This is a genomic window from Rhizobium leguminosarum (genome assembly GCF_001679785.1).
GTDB classification, from domain to species: Bacteria; Pseudomonadota; Alphaproteobacteria; order Rhizobiales; family Rhizobiaceae; genus Rhizobium; species Rhizobium leguminosarum_R.
Map to the genome: position 1 here is coordinate 1,066,443 of NZ_CP016287.1, position 16,348 is coordinate 1,082,790.

Below are 16,348 nucleotides of genomic sequence, written 5' to 3' on the forward strand. Positions count from 1 at the left end.
GATGCAGCGCATCGCTTCTCTTGTCGACGTGAACGCGCAAGAATTTCGCCTCAACGAGCTCCACAACAGAAGACTTGCGGCCGAATTAAAGGAGCGCCAGCGTGCGGTCCGCTTCGACCGTCCCGAGCGCGACCGCGAGCGCCTGCGGCGACAAAACAAGCACTTTGTTCGCGACCGGGTGGAGGCTTTGCTTGATCCAGAAACCCCTTTCCTCGAACTTTCGACACTGGCTGCGAACGAGGCTTACAACGGGGGTGTGCCCAGCGCAGCGCAAGTCGTCGGCATCGGCATCGTTGCGGGACGCGAGGTGATCGTTCACGCAGATGACCCGAGCGTGAAGGGTGGAGCATGGTATCCGTTGTCAGTCAAAAAGATCGTCCGATCCCTGGATATAGCAATCGAGAACCGTCTGCCCGTCGTTCATCTTTGCGACTGTGGCGGTGGATTTCTGCCTCTGCAGGCGGAACTCTTCGCGGATCGCCACCACGCGGGCAGAATCTTCCGCAACCAATCCATTCTCTCGAAGATGGGCGTGCCGCAGGTCGCCCTCGTGATGGGACATTGCAACGCGGGAGGAGCTTTCGTTCCTGCGCTTAGCGAGTACAACATTATCGTCCAGGGAAGCGGAGCGATATTTCTCGGCGGTCCATCGGTTGTAAAAGTTGCGACTGGCCAGCACGTGTCTGTCGACGAGCTCGGCGGTGCTGACATGCAAACCAGTGTATCGGGAACGGCCGACTGTATCGCGGATTCAGAGATGCACGCGATTGCGATTGCCCGCGACTTAGTCGGCCGTATCAATCGTCCCGAAAAAGTCTCGATCGATCGAGTCGCTCCCGAGCCGCCCGCCTATGATGCATCTGAGCTATACGGCATAATTTCAAGAGATCCTCGAGTGCACTTTGATATGCGGGAGATTCTCGCGCGCTTGGTCGATGGCAGCAGGTTCCATGAATACCAACCGCTCTACGGGCGAACTCTGGTATGCGGGTTCGCGCGCCTTCATGGATACCAAATCGGTGTTCTGGCGAATAACGGCGTGCTGTTCGACGACAGTGCGCTGAAGGGCGCTCACTTCATCCAGTTGTGCGACATGAATCGGACGCCGCTGTTGTTCTTGCAGAACATCACCGGCTTCATGGTGGGCAGCGAATATGAGCGACGTGGCATCACCAAAAATGCCGCCAAGCTACTCATGGCCGTGTCTGGAGCGGCGGTGCCCAAATTCACGGTCATTTGTAACCATTCTCACGGTGGGGGAACATTCGCTATGGCCGGGCGCGCTTTCGATCCGCGTTTTCTGTTCACCTGGCCGCAGGCTCAGATTTCAGCCATGGGTGCCGATCAAGCGACGCAAGTGCTTACCGATGTGAAGGCAAAGCAGCTGGCGGCCGATGGTAGGCGCCTATCGGCGCAGGAGTACGAAGTCACGAGACAGTCGATTTTGGGAGAGTATAGGGAGCGATCAAGCGCTTACTACGCAACGTCTGAAATCTGGGACGACGGGATTCTTGATCCTGTTGACACCAGAAACGCGCTCGCAATCGCCATGAGCGCCTCGCTCAATGCTCCCATTGAGGCGCCACATTATGGCATCTTTAGAATGTAGTGCGGCTCCCCCTCTCGGCCTTCCTTCTGATCGAAAAATATGCGCGGACGGGTCTAAGTGATAGAAGACGCAGAGAAGAACATTGAACCAATCGCGCCCGCCAACGAGCAACGGAATCTTGAGCTAACAAGCCGGATCGTCGCTTCCTATCCAAGCGACAGTATCGTTTTTTGCCAGGCCTGCGGTTCTCGATGCTTGCTCGCCGTTGTCCAATCATATTGTTGCTCGATCGCTTCTTGGCGAATTCGGCAAAGGCCGCGTCTCGATGCCGATTGGATGAGCACCCTTGAATATAGCTCATAAGCGCTGCAGCACCCCGCCAAATTCGTCGCCGATGCCTTCACGCGGCGATGTCACGTTATCAGTAGCTCAACTGCGCCGGACCAAGTCTCATGCGGCTCCAGACAGAAGGAATAGGCGACAATGGATCTCTGCACACTGATTGACCGCAATGCGGCGTTTGCTCCAAACAAGGCTGCAATCCATTTCGAGGGTGAGACCCTAAGCTACGCCGCGTTGCGCGGATCTATCGAGCAAGCCGCGCGCGCCCTGAACAAAGAGCTGAGAGTCACTAAAGGCGACCGCGTCGCCATCCTCAGCCTGAACCGGCCCGAGTATCTAGTTCTCCTCTATGCCTGTGCGCGTCTTGGCGCAATTATGCTGCCTTTGAATTGGCGGCTCGCGCCGGCTGAGCAGCTCTTCATCTTGTCTAATGCCGGAGCAAAGGTATTGGTTGTCGAGCAGGCGTTCAACGGCCTTCTGCCGCATCTGGCACACACACTGCCCGACACCTCAGTCGTCGGTTTGGACTTCACGCCCCCTCGCGGGAGCACATGGGATAACCTGTTGGCCCAAGGCAGCGGTGATAGCCGTAACTCACATGCTGACTTGAGCTGCCCGCTTCTGATCGTCTACACTTCTGGCACTACCGGGCGGCCGAAAGGCGCGGTCCTCCGACAAGAAGCATTGCTCTGGAACGGGGTGATGAGTCAGCACATGCATGCTCTGACGTCGGAAGATCATGTGTTGTCGGTACTGCCGTTCTTTCACGTGGGCGGGCTCAACATTCAGACCACTCCGGCTTTGCACCATGGTGCGACGGTTACTATCCATTCCCGATTTGCGGCAGGTGCGACACTTACTGCATTCGAGCGCGATCGGCCAACGCTTACGGCATTGGTACCGACGGCCATCCAAACATTGACTGACGACGCCGCTTGGTGGACGGTCGACCTGTACTCCTTGAAGGCTATTTCAACCGGCTCAGCGATTGTGTCCCAGGCCCTGATCGAACGCGTTACCGCGCGAGGGGTACCGGTCCTGCAGGTGTATGGCTCCACAGAAACTTGCCCCATCGCCATCTACACGAGGCTAGGGAGTGATCTCTCACGCTGCGGGTCTATTGGCCTGCCGGGCCTATGCTGCGAGGCGATGATCATCGATGACGCCGGCAACGAGTTGCCGGCGGGTGCCCCAGGCGAAATCGCAGTGCGCGGCCCAAATGTCTTCTGTGAATACTGGGGCGATCAACAAGCGACCCGCGAGGCACTGCGTGACGGCTGGTATCGCACTGGCGACATCGGGCACCGCGATGCCGACGGTCACTATTGGGTTCGCGATCGCAAAAAGAACCTCATTATTTCCGGCGGAGAAAACATCTATCCAGCCGAAGTCGAGCGTGTGCTCGGGGAGCACCCTGATATCGAGGAATGCGCCGTTGTCGGTCGGCCTGATTCGCACTGGGGCGAGGTGCCGGTCGCCTACGTGGTCAGGCGGGCGGGGGCACGGATCGAAGCGGAAGCACTGGCCGCGCACGTGCAGTCGCAGGTCGCTCGCTTCAAGGTCCCGCGGAAGTTTATTTTCACGAGGGAATTGCCGCGAACAGCGTTGGGCAAGATTCAGTACTCGATTTTGAAAGAGCTTCAAGCGCGGTCCAGCGAGCAAGAAGGCAGCAACTGATAACGTGACATCGCTCTTGGAGCGACACCGTAAACTTAACGCTGTGAAGTTGATCTGTGTAGGGGGTGGGGTGGGATGAACAGACCGACCGTAAGCTATAAGAACCACCGCTTTCCACCGCAGATCATCGGTAAGCGCGCTTTTCAGTGCACGTCGTAAATCGCTTTGAAGGGCGTCGGCTTATGCTGGCTGGCTTTTGAAGTTGAAGGGCAGCAGGTCGTCGATATCAGCATCGTCGGGGCGCTGCGGCAGTTCGGTGAGAACGTGCTTCAACCATGCGAATGGCTCGACGCCACAGGCCCGGCAGGTCAGCATTAAGCTGTAGATGACGGCACTGGCTTTGGCCCCCTGGACTGTATCGCTAAAGAGCCAACTCTTTCTTCCAGTGGCAAAAATTCTGATGTCACGCTCCAGCAAATTGTTGTCGATCGGCATCCTGCCGTCGCCGGTATAGCGCGTCAGGTACTCCCATTGATTGAGCGCATAGGAAACGGCATCGCCAAGCTTGGTGTCGGGCACGACCTTTGGCGCGATTTTGTCGAGCCATTCCTTGAGGGCGGCAAGGACCGGGACGCTGTGTTTCTGGCGAAAGCGGCGCATATAATGATCTCGCGTTTCGCCGTCGTCGGGCTTTTCGTCCCGCACCTGCCTTTCAATCCGGTAGAGCTGGTCGAAAAACTTGATGGCCTGCGCCGGCGGCCCACCGGGTTTCTTGCGCGCTTTGAGAGCATCGACAAACTTCCGCCTGGCATGGGCCATGCACCCGACATGCGTGGCGCCTTTCAACGTGCGCCAGGCCTGATAGCCATCGCTCATCAAGATACCGCGGTAGTCGCCAAGAAAGGCCTGCGGGTGTTCCTGCCCGCGGCCGGGCTGATAATCGAACAGCACGATCGGTTGCCGGCTGTCCTCGCCGCTACGGTAGCCCCACACGTAAGAGATGCTGGTGGGATCCTTGCCCTCTTCCTTCAGCACCTGAAATGTCGTCTGCGATTGAAGCCGCAGTTTCAGCGCATCATAGATCCGAACGAGGTGTTTCTCGCTCAAACCGATCACCCAATGGCCGAGAGCACCAGGGCTGACAGGAACGCCTGCACGCTCGAAGGCCTGGCTCAAGCGATAGAGCGGCGTGCCGTCGACATATTTATGGACGAGCGCGAAGGCCAGCGTCGAGGCCGTGGCGATGCTGCCGGGCAAGGGCTGCTTCGGCATCGGCGCGATAACAACAGGCGTATTGATCCCGGTACGGTCGCAGTTGCGGCATGCATATTTGGCCCGGACATTCTGCAGAACCGTGGCCTTCACCTCGATGTGAAGCTGCTCGGTCACCAACTCGCCCATGCGATGCATCTGGTGGCTGCAGCACGGACAGACCTTCTGGTCGTCGGCAAGGTCATATTCGACGCGCTGGCGTGGCAGGTTTGCCGGCAGAGGCCTACGGCCGCGCTTCTTCCCTTCCGGTTTTTCGACGGATGGCAATCCCGTGTCCGGCAAATCGGTGAGATGGCACTGTAAAGTTATCAGCGGATTGATGCAGCGATAGCTGGCCGGGACGGCTGTCAGGCTGCGGCGACACACGCGATTTTGTTCCAGATTTGCATGGCGGCGTTACGCAGGTCTCGATGTTGAGCCGATGACAGCGTATTGCGGGGAAAGTGGAACAGGTTGGCAATCGGATCATGGATGGAAACGAACCGCTGAAGCTGGCGTGCCGACTTGAAGCGTTTCATGGTCCTTTCGCGTCGTCGGATCGGCTGGTGCGAATTTTCCGCTCGATTATTGAGGCCTTTGTGCGACCGGTGTTCGACACCGGGCATGAGGTCGCGCCTGGCGGCATCATAGGACCGGAGCTTGTCGGTGATCATGACCCGTGGTGTCCGCCCTTGAGCCTTCAGCAACTTACGCATCAGACGCTTTGCCGCCTTGGCATTTCGGCGGCTTTGCACCAGCACTTCGAGGACGAAGCCGTCCTGATCGACCGCACGCCAGAGCCACTGCTTCTTGCCATTGATGGCCCCCACACATTCGTCGAGATGCCATTTGTCGCCCAGGCAGCCGGCTGACCGTCGCTTGATCTTCCGGGCGAAATGCCGTCCGAATTTCTCCGCCCAGCTTCGAATGGTCTGATGCGTGACGATGATGCCGCGGGACGCCAGCATGTCCTCAACCATGCGCAGGCTGAGCGGAAAGCGAAAGTAGAGCCATACCGCGTGCGCAATGATCTCAGCGGGAAAGCGGTGGCGACGATAAAGCGGATCACGAGCAACTTCTGACATGGCCCATGTACGCACATCTTCATCAGCCGTCGGTTAACTTTACGGTGCCGAGCGAAGAGCTCCGGGCGGTTCGTCACACCAGTCGAAAGTCCACGCAGATTACCTAATAGCACGGTCGAGGACGGAAGAGATTTCGGAGTGCCGAAAAGATCGATCTGAACCGTTGCAAGTTGCCGACGGATCGAAATCCCTGCATCATCCGCTCCCGTTTTCGAAGCGGCCGTTTTCGAAGCGGCACGTGAGAATTCTCGGCCCGATTGTTCAGGCCCTTGTGCGATCGATATTCGACGGCGGGCATCACCTCCCGTCTTGCAGCACCGGCGACATTCCCCCAGGGCGATTCATAGGCTACCAATTCATCCACCGTCGCGAAATAGATTGTAACTCCAAGGTAAAGGGCCCCAAAAGATATGAAGGTTTGCACGCTCAAAGCGCGAACGATCATCTTTTTGAGATTTCTAGTCTTGTATCTAGTCATGTGTATTGTCCATTCGGTATCCAACGCCCCTGAGGGAGACCAACATACCGCGAAGGCCTGCCGCATCTAGTTTGGATCTCAGATTGCACATATGAGATCCGTAAGCTACAAGAACCACCGCTTTCCACCGCAGATCATCGCCCGTGCGGTCTGGCTGGTATTTTCGGTTCCCTTTGAGCCTAAGGCAGCGTCGATAAATTACGGCTCTGATTTTGGTAGTCGGGGTCTGATTGAGTGGCACCGTAAAGTTAACCGACGGCTGATGAAGATGTGCGTACATGGGCCATGTCAGAAGTTGCTCGTGATCCGCTTTATCGTCGCCACCGCTATCCCGCTGAGATCATTGCGCACGCGGTATGGCTCTACTTTCGCTTTCCGCTCAGCCTGCGCATGGTTGAGGACATGCTGGCGGCCCGCGGCATCATCGTCACGCATCAGACCATTCGAAGCTGGGCGGAGAAATTCGGACGGCATTTCGCCCGGAAGATCAAGCGACGGTCAGCCGGCTGCCTGGGCGACAAATGACATCTCGACGAATGTGTGGGGGCCATCAATGGCAAGAAGCAGTGGCTCTGGCGTGCGGTCGATCAGGACGGCTTCGTCCTCGAAGTACTGGTGCAAAGCCGCCGAAATGCCAAGGCGGCAAAGCGTCTGATGCGTAAGTTGCTGAAGGCTCAAGGGCGGACACCACGGGTCATGATCACCGACAAGCTCCGGTCCTATGATGCCGCCAGGCGCGACCTCATGCCCGGTGTCGAACACCGGTCGCACAAAGGCCTCAATAATCGAGCGGAAAATTCGCACCAGCCGACCCGACGACGCGAAAGGACCATGAAACGCTTCAAGTCGGCACGCCAGCTTCAGCGGTTCGTTTCCATCCATGATCCGATTGCCAACCTGTTCCACTTTCCCCGCAATACGCTGTCATCGGCTCAACATCGAGACCTGCGTAACGCCGCCATGCAAATCTGGAACAAAATCGCGTGTGTCGCCGCAGCCTGACAGCCGTCCCGGCCAGCTATCGCTGCATCAATCCGCTGATAACTTTACAGTGCCGTTGGACGCGTGGTTGACCGAAAAATTCTCGAATTTGAATTTTCGGATCGCGTTCGACTACACAGGCGAAATGCACAAGCTTTGGATGGCCGCCAGCTTTTCTTTCGGGATTCCGACGTCGTTCGTGGTCGACCGAGACGGCCACATCGCCTTTATCGGCATTCCGATGGAACTTGATGATGTTTTGCCGAAAGTGCTTGACGGCAGCTGGCGCACCAGCGCGGAAGCGAAAAAGGCCGACAAGGAGCGGATTGCTGAAGGCGAGACTTATGCTGCGGAGATAGCGTTCCGTAATCGAATCTCGGCGGCGATAGAGATTAAGTGAGATGATCGGCTTTGCTGCTGAACGACTAACGAAGGTGGACGCTGGCGCCTCCATGCCCGGCAAGCAAACTTCGTGCGGGACGGAAATAATGCCGAGCTCTTCAGGCGGCTGTCAGCTATGCCGGCTAAACGACTGTTATTGACATCAGAGGAAGGAGGACAGCGGCGACCAAGCCGTATTTGTGCAAACGCCAAAGAAGCGGAAGAGCAAACCCTCATCGGGAGAGACTGCCGTATGGCGATAGCATTACCGAAACAGAACCCTCGCATTGGGAGGGAGGCAATAGCTTCACGCTCCCAGGAGCCATCGGTCTTGCAGCTTTAGTGACTGCCGCAACAGTCCTATGGGCATTTGGAAAAGTGGAAAACCATGACGACTGACATCTCATCTTATGGTGTGATTGAATTAACCCACGCCGAAGCTTCTAAAACTTGCGGAGGATTTGCACCGCTCCCGGTTGCTGCCGTAGCAGGCTCCCTCGGAGGAGCTGTAGCATGTGCCGCGATAACCGGCATATCTTATGCAATCAATTACCTCTTCACTCGGCATTAGAGCCGAAATTCGCGCTTGGAGCGATTTTGCCGGTGCCTCGAAGCCTTGATCTCGTTCGGCACCGGCTTGCTCCGCTGCTCGGCGGTTGTTGCGGGTCCTGACTGACCCGAAACAATCCGGCCGGAAAATGAGGTTTGAGGGGTATTGTCACGTTAACTGGTTGCGGTTGCCTGCCTGACGGGTTGGGCGTAGATTTCGGCGATGCAGACACGAGATATCAGCTTCAAGCGTCACCGTTTCCGCCACGGATCGTTTCTCACGCGGTCTGGCTTTATTTGCGGTTCAACCTTAGTCTGCGTGAAGTTGAGGAAATGCTGCTCGAGCGTGGAATCGACGTGTCATACGAGACAGTCCGCCGCTGGATCGCCAAGTTCGGACCCCAGATCGCACGTATCTGGACGAAGTCGTCGTGAAATGCGCTGGAGAGAAATTCTGGCTCTGGCGTGCGGTCGATCAACATGGCACCGTTCTCGAAGAGATATTGCAGAAGCGGCGTGATAAAAGGGCAGCGAAGCGCGTGCTGGTGGCGTTAATGAAGCGCTATGGCTTTGCTCCCAAACGGATCATCACCGATAAGCTCCGCGCCTACGGTGCAGCAAAGGCGGAAGTGGCACCCGGCCTTGAGGGACTGTCAGGAATTTCGTGTACGGGCGTGCATAATGGGTACGAAGGAGACCACCCATGGCACGACGGAAAGAGCCTATCATCGCGGACAGCATTTTGGACCAGCTTCTCGCCGGTTCTGATGCGAAAACGGCTTTCGAGAGCAACGGTCTGCTCGATCAGTTGAAGAAGGCGCTGGCGGAGCGGGCGTTGAATGCGGAGATGGATCATCATCTCTCCGACGAAGAGACCGTCGGCAACAGCCGCAATGGCTACGGCCGCAAGACAGTGCTGACGGATAGCGGCTCTTTGGAGCTTTCCATCCCGCGCGACCGGCAGTCGAGCTTTGATCCTCAATTGCTTGCCAAGTATCAGCGCCGCTTCCCTGGCTTCGACGAGAAGATCGTGTCGATGTATGCGCGTGGGATGAGCACGCGTGAGATCGTGGGGCATGTCCAGGATCTTTACGGGATCGACGTGTCGGCCGACTTGATCTCGGCCGTCACCGACGCGGTGCTGGACGAAGTAGCGACCTGGCAGTCGCGGCCTCTGGAGCCGGTCTATCCGTTGGTGTTCTTCGATGCGCTGCGGGTCAAGATCAGAGACGAAGGCCATGTCCGCAACAAGGCGGTGCACATCGCGCTCGGCGTGCGCGGCGATGGCACGAAAGAGATACTCGGCCTCTGGATCGAAACGAATGAGGGTGCCAAATTCTGGCTGCGGGTGATGAACGAGATGAAGAACCGCGGCGTCGAGGACATCCTGATCGCCGTTGTCGATGGCCTGAAGGGCTTTCCAGACGCCATCAATGCCGTCTTCGCGCAAACGACGGTGCAGACCTGCATCGTCCATCTGCTGCGCAATTCTCTGGATTTTGCATCATGGAAGGACCGCAAGGATTTGGCCCGCGAGCTGAAAGCAATCTACGGAGCCATCGATGACAAGGCGGCGGAGGCGGCGCTGACAACGTTCGAGGGTGGCTTTTGGGGCCGGAAATTCCCAGCCGTCGCCCAGATCTGGCGGCGAGCCTGGCAGGAGGTGACCTGCCACTGAGAATTTCCTCCAGAATGGATTAGAGTCCGGACCATTGAGGACGGACATATGAAGAAGCAGAGATTTACGGAAGAGCAGATTATTGCGGTGCTGAAGGAACAGGAGGCGGGTGCGAAGGCAGCCGATCTCTGCCGCAAGCACGGGATTTCAGAAGCAACGTTTTATAATTGGAAAGCCAAATACGGCGGCATGGAAGTCTCCGAAGCGAAGCGTCTGAAGGCGCTTGAGGACGAGAATGCGAGGCTAAAGAAGTTGCTGGCCGAGCAGATGCTTGATGCAGCCGCGCTCCGCGAGCTTCTTGCAAAAAAATGGTAGGGCCTGCCGCCCAGCGTGACGCCGTCACGCATCTGAAGGCCGTCATGGGTCTTTCGGAGCGGCGGGCCTGCCAGATTATATCCGCCGACCGCAAGATGATCCGTTACCGGTCAAGCCGACCGCCGGAGGTTGAACTGCGGACGAAGCTGCGCGACCTCGCCAATGAGCGGCGTCGTTTCGGCTACCGTCGGCTGTTTGTCCTGCTTCGGCGGGACGGAGAGCCGTCCGGGGTCAATCGCATCTACCGGCTCTATCGCGAGGAAGGTCTTTCCGTTCGCAAGCGGAAAGCCAGGCGGCGTGCGGTCGGCACACGTGCGCCGATCCTGGTTGAAGCGAAGGCCAATGCCCGCTGGTCGCTGGACTTCGTGCATGACCAGTTCGCCTGCGGCAGACGCTTCCGCGTGCTCAACATTGTCGATGACGTGACGCGCGAATGCCTGGCAGCGGTCCCGGACACGTCGATCTCTGGTCGACGTGTCGCCCGAGAACTGACGACGCTGATCGAACGACGCGGCAAGCCCGGAATGATTGTCTCCGACAACGGCACCGAACTAACGTCGAATGCCATCCTCGCCTGGTCGAGGGATCACAAGGTCGAGTGGCACTATATCGCGCCGGGGAAGCCAATGCAGAACGGCTATGTCGAGAGTTTCAACGGCCGGATGCGCGACGAGTTGCTCAACGAGAGCCTCTTCTTCGGCCTCGATCATGCCCGCAGCGCCATTGCTGAATGGGCTGACGACTATAACCATTTCCGGCCACACTCGTCGCTCGGATACCAGACCCCGGCAGGCTACGCCGGGATCATCGCCGCAACCGGCTCCAACGCTGCGCAAGATGAAAGCTTCGCGTTTCCGCCGGTTGCTCCCACCGCGCCATTTGGCGTATTCAAACCCGCCGAGGCTCTAATCGCAGCCGGATGAAACTTCAGTGGCAGGTCAGAGGTCATCCCCTTCTTCGCCTTTCCAAAGGATGTTCGCCGGATCATTTACACCACCAACGCCATCGAAGCCCTAAATTCCAAGCTGCGTCGCGCCGTCCGGGCAAGAGGTCATTTTCCGAGCGATGAGGCGGCGACAAAACTGCTCTACCTGGTCTTGAACAGATCGGAGAAAGAGTGGAAAATGCCGCCGAGGGAGTGGGCGATGGCAAAATCCCAATTCGCCATTCTCTTTGCGGACCGCTTTCAGGCCGCAAGGGCCTAAGAGCAAATGTTCAACCGCACGCCCGTACACGAAATTCCTGACAGTCCCGGCCTTGACGGAAAACTCCAGCCTCCGGTGGTCCAGAATCCTGGGGCGGTTCAAAACCGCCGGGGCTCTAGTCGCCGCTGGATGAAAGCTCAGTGCCAGGTCACTTCAGTTCACGTCCACCAACACTAAATCCTCTCTACGCCGGAGGCGTGCTTTAGCAGCCGGATCGTGACTTTGAAGCCTCGTCCGCAATCAGTATCTATGAAGAGTTCGCCGTGATGGGCATCTACTATCGTCTTCACAATTGCCAGGCCAAGACCGCGACCGTCGGGAACGCGCTGTGACGAGTCACTGCCGCGCCAGTTCCGATCGGAGGCTCTATCCCGCACCGCGGCCGGCATGCCAGGGCCCGTGTCCACGCAAACCATCATAGCCCAATCCTCGTCCTCATAGGTCTGGACGGTCACGGTACTCCCCGGTGCGTAGCGGCGGCAGTTGTTGAGCAGCTCGCTCAGCACCTGCTGCATTCTCTCGGGATCGGCGAGGCAAACTGCACGATCGAACTGTCGCTTTATTTTGATGCTGGCAGGCACCAAATCGTGCTCCGTCGAGGCGGTTACCGTCTCAGCTACCACCGCGAGGTCGATCTCTTTAATATTAAGATCAAGCTTGTGGGTCCTCGAGAAATCAAGATTTTCTAAATCGTTGGCCATAGAAGTTAGTAAGTTGACATAGGGAATCATGCGAGCGAAGAGCTCCGGGCTTGGTTCGATCACACCAGTCGAAAGTCCATGCAGATTACCTAATAGCACGGTCGAGGACGTTCGGAATTCATGCGCAATCGCTGAGTTCCAGTATTTGAGGTCTACTTGCACCTCCTCCAGGCGTTCGGCCATCGCGTTAATATCGGCGGTAAGGGCATAGGTCTCCTCGAACGAGTTCGGGGGCGCCACGACACGCACTGAATAGTCACCGGAGGCTATCGAATGGGTGGCAGCTGCAATGGGTGGCAGAGCACTCACGATGTCTTGGGCTAGGCGACGGCCGACAATGGCGGCGGGAATAAGAACGATTGTTGCCATTATACTGGTTACGGCGACATCCTTCCAGGGCGATTCATAGCCTATCAATTCATCCACCGTCGCGAAATAGATTGTAACTCCGAGGTAAAAGGCCCCAAAAGATATGAAGGTTTGCACGCTCAAAGCGCGAACGATCATCTTTTTGAGATTTCTAGTCTTGTATCTAGTCATGTGTATTGTCCATTCGGAGAGCTGGCTCGGTTTGTCTGAACAGTTCCGGGCGCTTTGCTAAGTGGATTTCCGCCTCGATTATGCTGCCACCATCATCGGCGTCAGCGCATTGAAGTAAGCCCGATCCGGCGTCTGCCGGTCAAGGGATGAATGTGGGCGTCGGGTGTTGTAAAAGCTCAGATATCGGCCGATGGCAGCGCGGGCCTCGGAAACGCTCTTGTAGGCGTGGAGATAGATCTCCTCGTATTTGATCGACCGCCAGAGCCGTTCGACGAAGACATTGTCCCGCCACGCGCCTTTGCGATCCATGGAGATGGCGATGTCGGCGTTCTTCAGAACGGCGGTGAAGTCGACGGAGGTGAACTGCGACCCCTGATCGGTGTTGAAGATGTCGGGCTTGCCATAGCGGGCAAGCGCTTCTTCGACCGCTTCTATGCAGAAGGCTGCTTCCATCGTGATCGACAGCCGCCACGATAAGACCTTCCGGCTGAACCTGTCCACGACAGCGCAGAGATAGACGAAGCCCCGTGCCATCGGAAGTGGAGTAAGAAGCGCGGAAGCGCTTCTCCTCCCCGAACCGTACTTGCACCTTTCAGCGCATACGGCTCTCTATTCAAGCTTGGCCCATGGCCATAGCAACTTCATGATAGTTCGATGTGACGGTACTGCGGTTCTCGATCCGGAAGATGTATGGATTCTCCTCCGGATTGCGCCACCGGAATTGCGCCTTGGGGCTTGAGACAAGCCGTTTCAGCGCTTTTCCAACGGGGTCCCCGCGTTCATTCCGACCAAACACGAGCCAGGTTTTCGCCTTGCCCGGTTCCGGGACCCGGTACTATTTCCGCATCAAGGGTTTGATGCGAGATCGGTATTTATGTCCCAGCCAATGCGCCATTTTCCAGAACACGACATGGTCGATGCGCCGGAATACGTACGCCGTGAAGTCGGTGAACTTGTAGAACGCCGCCCATCCCACCAACTGGCGGTTCAGGCTGGCGATCATGTCGACCGTACTGACACTATGATTGCCGGAAAGGGTTTCGGTAAGTCTGCGAACAAACCCCTTGGCCTTTTCCTTGGGTATCGTCGTGACGACGGACATCCGTCCGTGTGCCCCTCGCTTGCGAATGATCCGGTGCCCCAGAAAGACGAAGCCGTCGTTGACGTGAGTAACATGGGTCTTTTCCATGTTCAGCGTCAACTTCAACTCACCTTCCAGAAACGCCCGGCGGCATCGTCAACTTAACGGAATGTGGAATTCGATGTGCGATGAAGGTTCATGACAGACTGTGATCCACTCTATCGTCGACATCGCTTTCCCGCTGAAGTCATTGCCCACGCCGTGTGGCTCTATTTCCGTTTCCCTCTGAGCCTGCGGATGGTCGAGGACTTGCTGGCTGCCCGTGGATCATTGTCTCGCACCAGACCGTCCGGCTGTGGGCGGAGAAATTCGGCCGCACCTTTGCCAACGAGATCCGTCGTCGATCATCCGGTCGGCTTGGGGACAAGTGGCATCTCGATGAAGCCGTTGTTTCAATCCGCGGCAAGAAGCATTGGCTGTGGCGCGCAGTTGATCAGGACGGTTTCGTCTTGGAGGTTCTCGTACAAAGCCGCCGCAATGCAAAGGCCGCCAAGCGCCTGATGCGCAAGCTCTTGAAGGGTCAGGGACGGTCGCCGCGTGCGATGATCACCGACAAGCTGGGGTCCTACGGCGCAGCAAAGCGAGAGATCATGCCGGGTGTAGAGCATCGCTCCCACAAAGGGTTGAATAATCGGGCGGAGAATTCTCACCAGCCAGTCCGGCGGCGAGAGCGGATCATGAAGCGCTTCAAGTCACAGCGACATCTACAACGTGGCCTGCTGCCGGTTTATCGGACACGAGGTTAAGCTAATCCCACCTTTGTTTCAAAGTCATTGGGGCTGAGATAGCCCAGTGTCGAGTGGCGACGCTTCGGGTTGTAGAAGCGCTCGATGTAATCGAACACATCGGCTCTGGCGTCATTCCTCGTGCGATAAACCTTCCGTGCCGTTCTCTCCGTTTTCAGTGAGGAGAAGAAGCTCTCCATTGCAGCGTTGTCCCAGACATTTCCAGAGCGGCTCATCGAGCAGGTGATGCCGTGATCTCCCATGAGGCGCTGGAACTGCTCGCTGGTATATTGGCTGCCCTGGTCGGAGTGATGCAGCAGAGCATCTGGTTTTCCTCGACGCCATATCGCCATGATCAGCGCATCTGTGACGAGTTGGGCTGTCATGTTGGCATTCATCGACCAGCCGACGACACGGCGTGAGAACAGGTCGATGACGGCTGCGACATACAGCCAGCCTTCCGCGGTCCAGATATAGGTGAAGTCAGCCACCCATTTCTGGTTCGGACGGTCTGCCACGAACTGGCGGTCCAGCACGTTAGGCATGATGACGGCACGGTCACCGGCATCCTTTGGCAAGCCACGCCGCCTCGGTCTTGCCCTGAGCGCATTCAAGCGCATCAGCCGCTCAATACGATGGAGGCCACAGGATAACCCTTCCTCCAGCACATCGTGCCAGACCCGTCGGGCACCATAGGTGCGGTCGCTGGACTGGAAACTCTGCTTGATCCTTTCCAGCAGGACCTCGTCATGGCGTGCATGTTCGCTCGGAGAACGATTGAACCAGGCGTGGAAACCTGAACGAGAAACTCCCAGCGCTTCACAGAGCCATGCCACCGGCCAGATCGAGCGGTGCTTTGCAACGAACGCGAACTTCATATCGCGTCCCTGGCAAAGTAGGCTGCGGCCTTTTTTAGGATATCGCGCTCTGCCTTCAGCTTTGCGACTTCACGACGGAGCCGCTCGATCTCAAGCTGCTCCGGCTTCATTTGCCCTTTTCCAGGAAAGGATTGGCTGGGATCGTCGCCGTATTCCCGAACCCATTTGCGCAACACATTCTCGTGGACATCAAGATCACGGGCAGCCTGCGCAACGGCAACCCCACGCTCCCTGACCAGCTTCACCGCCTCAAGCTTGTACTCGCGGCTGAATATTCGTCTTTGCATTCATGCTCTCCGGTTTCAGGAGGAACACCTTAACCTCGTGTCCATGAAACCGGCAGCAGGCCAACGCTTCGTCTCCATCCATGATCCGATCGCCAATCTATTTCAAATCCCGCGCCACGACATCTCCTCCGGCCACCATCGCGAACTGCGCACGGCGGCGATGAGCCTGTGGGCGAAAATTGCCCGAGCATGAGAGATATCTGCGGATGGCGTCTTTCGCTGGCCTTTCATCCGTTAAGTTTACGACGCCTTAATATCGGCGGTGAGTGCAGCGGCCTCCTCGAATGATCTCGGAGGCGCATTGACACGCGCTGAATAGTCGCCGGCGGCTATTGAACGGGTTGTAGCTGCAATGGGTGGCAGAACACTCCCAATTTCTCTAGCCAAGACTCGGCCGACAAAAATGGCGGCAATAAGACCGCTCGTTACTAGCAATATGAGAATGGGGATTTGTGCCCATTGAGGATCAATATAGTCCCAGAATACGTCGGCTAAGATCTGTGATCCGGGGAAAGATATGAAAAAACCTACCAAGGTCTGCAGTAAGCGACAAGCTGACCCCATCTGGCGTCGGTAGCGTTGGCCGCTGTATTGCGGACAGACGATTCACAAACTGTGAGCTTCTATGTCTGCGCCTAGCTCTGG

General features: G+C 57.2%; 6 protein-coding genes and 11 pseudogenes. 10 read left to right on the forward strand and 7 right to left on the reverse strand.

Annotation, left to right across the window (positions count from 1 at the left end; translation table 11 throughout):
* The first annotated feature begins 1 nt into the window (after position 1).
* Both BA011_RS29455 and BA011_RS29460 read left to right on the forward strand, forming a co-directional pair.
* Positions 2-1,609, forward strand: a complete 1,608-nt coding sequence (locus BA011_RS29455) for an acyl-CoA carboxylase subunit beta (RefSeq protein ID WP_064245252.1) — start codon at positions 2-4, stop codon at positions 1,607-1,609.
* Positions 1,610-2,032: 423 nt separating this feature from the next.
* Complete coding sequence (locus tag BA011_RS29460) at positions 2,033-3,568, forward strand: class I adenylate-forming enzyme family protein (protein WP_065283422.1); 1,536 nt, start codon at positions 2,033-2,035, stop codon at positions 3,566-3,568.
* A gap of 180 nt (positions 3,569-3,748) precedes the next feature.
* On the opposite strand, the pseudogene tnpC reads toward BA011_RS29460, so the two are convergent.
* The 3 genes and pseudogenes from tnpC to BA011_RS42515 all read right to left on the reverse strand — a co-directional run.
* Positions 3,749-5,071: pseudogene (tnpC, locus tag BA011_RS29465) on the reverse strand (IS66 family transposase); the annotation flags it as partial.
* 56 nt (positions 5,072-5,127) lie between these two features.
* On the reverse strand, positions 5,128-5,844 hold the full coding sequence (locus tag BA011_RS29470; protein ID WP_151343619.1) for an IS6 family transposase: 717 nt from the start codon (positions 5,842-5,844) through the stop codon (positions 5,128-5,130).
* A gap of 118 nt (positions 5,845-5,962) precedes the next feature.
* Positions 5,963-6,163 (reverse strand): annotated as a pseudogene (locus tag BA011_RS42515) (DDE-type integrase/transposase/recombinase); the annotation flags it as partial.
* Positions 6,164-6,607: 444 nt separating this feature from the next.
* Here BA011_RS42515 and BA011_RS29475 point away from each other — a divergent pair.
* The 6 genes and pseudogenes from BA011_RS29475 to BA011_RS42535 form a co-directional block, all read left to right on the forward strand.
* Positions 6,608-7,324 (forward strand): annotated as a pseudogene (locus BA011_RS29475) (IS6 family transposase).
* 52 nt (positions 7,325-7,376) lie between these two features.
* A pseudogene (locus BA011_RS29480) lies at positions 7,377-7,700 on the forward strand (TlpA family protein disulfide reductase); the annotation flags it as partial.
* Between the two features lie 737 nt (positions 7,701-8,437).
* Positions 8,438-9,045 (forward strand): annotated as a pseudogene (locus tag BA011_RS29485) (IS6 family transposase).
* Positions 8,937-9,899, forward strand: a pseudogene (locus tag BA011_RS29490) (IS256 family transposase); the annotation flags it as partial. The pseudogenes BA011_RS29485 and BA011_RS29490, both read left to right, overlap by 109 nt.
* 60 nt (positions 9,900-9,959) lie before the next feature.
* Positions 9,960-11,149 (forward strand): IS3 family transposase gene (locus BA011_RS29500; protein WP_151343586.1). Its coding sequence is split into 2 segments (ribosomal slippage): positions 9,960-10,212 and positions 10,212-11,149, totalling 1,191 coding nucleotides; the frame shifts between segments, so codons are not numbered across the junction.
* 18 nt (positions 11,150-11,167) lie between these two features.
* Positions 11,168-11,431, forward strand: a pseudogene (locus BA011_RS42535) (IS256 family transposase); the annotation flags it as partial.
* 173 nt (positions 11,432-11,604) lie between these two features.
* On the opposite strand, the gene BA011_RS29505 reads toward BA011_RS42535, so the two are convergent.
* From BA011_RS29505 to BA011_RS29515, 3 genes and pseudogenes are all read right to left on the reverse strand, one after another.
* Entirely contained in the window at positions 11,605-12,672 is a 1,068-nt protein-coding gene (locus BA011_RS29505; RefSeq protein ID WP_064251309.1) for a sensor histidine kinase, read from the reverse strand.
* A gap of 78 nt (positions 12,673-12,750) precedes the next feature.
* Positions 12,751-13,221: pseudogene (locus BA011_RS29510) on the reverse strand (transposase); the annotation flags it as partial.
* 64 nt (positions 13,222-13,285) lie between these two features.
* Positions 13,286-13,900: pseudogene (locus BA011_RS29515) on the reverse strand (group II intron maturase-specific domain-containing protein); the annotation flags it as partial.
* A gap of 51 nt (positions 13,901-13,951) precedes the next feature.
* Between BA011_RS29515 and BA011_RS29520 the strand changes: the two are divergent.
* Positions 13,952-14,526 (forward strand): annotated as a pseudogene (locus BA011_RS29520) (IS6 family transposase); the annotation flags it as partial.
* Between the two features lie 29 nt (positions 14,527-14,555).
* Here BA011_RS29520 and BA011_RS29525 read toward each other — a convergent pair.
* A protein-coding gene (locus tag BA011_RS29525) for an IS3 family transposase (protein WP_130718853.1) occupies positions 14,556-15,703 on the reverse strand; the annotation gives its coding sequence in 2 pieces (ribosomal slippage) (positions 14,556-15,454 and positions 15,454-15,703; 1,149 coding nt in all).
* A 61-nt stretch (positions 15,704-15,764) separates the two neighbouring features.
* Here BA011_RS29525 and BA011_RS42545 point away from each other — a divergent pair.
* A pseudogene (locus BA011_RS42545) lies at positions 15,765-15,896 on the forward strand (IS6 family transposase); the annotation flags it as partial.
* Positions 15,897-16,348 lie beyond the last annotated feature (452 nt).

Bases quoted from the DNA above. Each gene is read 5' to 3' on its own strand.
- BA011_RS29455 (WP_064245252.1), top strand. From the start codon at position 2: ATGCAGCGCATCGCTTCTCTTGTCGACGTGAACGCGCAAGAATTTCGC.
- BA011_RS29460 (WP_065283422.1), top strand. From the start codon at position 2,033: ATGGATCTCTGCACACTGATTGACCGCAATGCGGCGTTTGCTCCAAAC.
- BA011_RS29470 (WP_151343619.1), bottom strand. From the start codon at position 5,844: ATGTCAGAAGTTGCTCGTGATCCGCTTTATCGTCGCCACCGCTTTCCC.
- BA011_RS29505 (WP_064251309.1), bottom strand. From the start codon at position 12,672: ATGACTAGATACAAGACTAGAAATCTCAAAAAGATGATCGTTCGCGCT.